The organism is Bacteroides sp. D22 (assembly GCF_000163675.1).
Classification (GTDB): Bacteria; Bacteroidota; Bacteroidia; order Bacteroidales; family Bacteroidaceae; genus Bacteroides; species Bacteroides xylanisolvens.
The window spans coordinates 106,497-108,540 of record NZ_GG774819.1 but is presented as its reverse complement, the minus strand read 5'-3'; the positions used below and the strand labels follow the sequence as shown (position 1 = coordinate 108,540).

Annotated in this window: 2 protein-coding genes; both read right to left on the bottom strand. The window is 42.1% G+C overall.

Annotation, left to right across the window (positions count from 1 at the left end; all coding sequences use genetic code 11):
• The coding region (tnpC, locus tag HMPREF0106_RS28520; RefSeq protein WP_009040843.1) for an IS66 family transposase at positions 1 to 1,554 on the bottom strand (1,554 nt) is incomplete at its 3' end.
• 86 nt (positions 1,555 to 1,640) lie between these two features.
• On the bottom strand, positions 1,641 to 1,991 hold the full coding sequence (gene tnpB / locus HMPREF0106_RS28515; RefSeq protein ID WP_008023397.1) for an IS66 family insertion sequence element accessory protein TnpB: 351 nt from the start codon (positions 1,989 to 1,991) through the stop codon (positions 1,641 to 1,643).
• Positions 1,992 to 2,044 lie beyond the last annotated feature (53 nt).

The window sequence follows — 2,044 nt, the reverse complement described above, 5'->3', positions numbered from 1 at the left end:
CTTTTCCCATCTGTCAGGAAGCAGTTCCCTGTATTTTTCAAGTGGTGTGTTTGGTTGCCATTCAGCTGTTCTGTTTATCACATCCGTGAGATACTCAAATAGATTCACTTTATGCATCCTACAGGTGAGTGCTATCGTGTAGAGTATGGCGCCTCGTTCGGCTCCCTTATGGCTGCCGAAGAACAATGAGTTTTTTCTTGATAAGGATATGTACCGGTTCATCCGTTCAACTATATTGTTGTCCAGGTAAGTGTCACCATAATTAAAGATGTCCACCACTGCATTCCACTCATTGCGAAGATAGGTGATAGCTTCTTGTAGTTCGCTCTTTGGTAATAAATCCCCCCGCTCTTCTATTTCATCAAACACATCTTTTATTTCTCCGAGTATGTCCGGCGCATACTTTTTTCGATGCATAAGATTCTGTTCTACTGTCCATCCATCAACCCCAACTTTATGCTTATGCTCGTTTTGATAAAGAGTGTTTATCAGCTCCACGATTCTTTTTGCATCCGGGTCATTCTCACCGCAATCTATAAATTTCCGTTTTATATGTTGCAAGCACGGGATGCGTGTGATATTGGGATAAGCATCGCTTTCGAGCTTCCGGTAAGGTGAGTAGCCATCGCTTTGTATGATACCTTTGCAACTGCCTAATTCGTTAAGAATAACTCTTTCAGACCGGGAGCCGTCATCATAGAGCAGGTATATCATCCTGGTGTTTATGCCGACAACCACCCAAAGGTATCCCTTTCTAACTCCTTTTCCCTTACTGTTCTTTTCCGGGACGAGTATTTTGTAATAGGTTTCGTCGGCTGCCTTATAAGGATCACTCAAAGCTGTCTGCCGGATACACTTATAAAGATTTTCGAAGAGGCCTGAGGCTTTTTCTATCAACTTATGAGCCGTAGGTTTCTTCAGCGTAAAGCCATGACCTTCGAAGTAGTTGATGATTCTTTCAACAGGTAGCGATTGTATATAACGTAATTCCATCAATCCGGCAATAAATGAGCCGTCATAGCTGGAATTTAAGAAAGCCGAGACCGGGGTTTTTCCCTCAAACAGGCGACCGTCTTGCGTATAGGTGTGTATCTTGTAGACGTGCTTGATGAAGCGCATGGGTACACATTCATAGCGGACGCATATTCTGGGAGCGGTAGTAAACAACCGGGCTTTATTGATGTCAAAATCGGGATCATCAGGATAAACGACATGTTCTTCTTCCTCCATCTCATAATGCATGTCACGTTTGGCACCATTGTTCTTTCTGGCTTTACGCTTATCTGCTTTTTCAGCTTCTCTCTTCTGCCGCTCTTCTTCGGACATGGCAGGTTGGGGAGCTTGTTGCTGTTCGGATGTGTTGGATACAAGTTTGGCGAGCCCCTTAGCAAGGCGCTGTTGTTTGCTAAGAGATTCGCCTTTTTGAAGGAGTGCTTCTTTAAGGGAAGAAACCTCTTTTATCAAAGCATCTACTTGCCCCAAGAGTCTGTTGTTGTCATCTCGTAATCCCTTGATCTGTTCCTTCAATAACTCTATGATCTCATCCTTTTTCATGGTATAAAGATATAAAAAATCAACGAGTTGACCAAATAAATCGGATGATATACTTAGTACAAATAATTAACAATCAACATATTATATTAAATCCTGAAACGTTTTCGCAACCGTACAGACTTCAATGACACTCCATTTAAGATAAAAGACAAAACCTGATAAGAAATCTCGTAATTGCCTGTATGGGGGTTAAATGTCGGTAACTCAAAACTTCCACCCTCGAGGCGCTTGTAGTACAGAAGAAAGCCATCGCCATCCCAACGCAGTATTTTTACACTTTGTCGGTTTTTGCCAAAGAATAAAAATATATCTCCGGAAACGGGAGACAAGTCCTTCATTTCCAAGCGTATAATTTTGAATAAACCGTCGATGCCAAGGTTCATACGAACAAAGCCCTGGTACAGATAGTATCGATTGGCTGATGTTAGAGAATACATGGATCTCCCTCCTTTCTTTCGTAATCGAGCAACATTTTAATAACACCACCGGG

Bases quoted from the DNA above. Each gene is read 5' to 3' on its own strand.
- tnpB (WP_008023397.1), bottom strand. From the start codon at position 1,991: ATGTATTCTCTAACATCAGCCAATCGATACTATCTGTACCAGGGCTTT.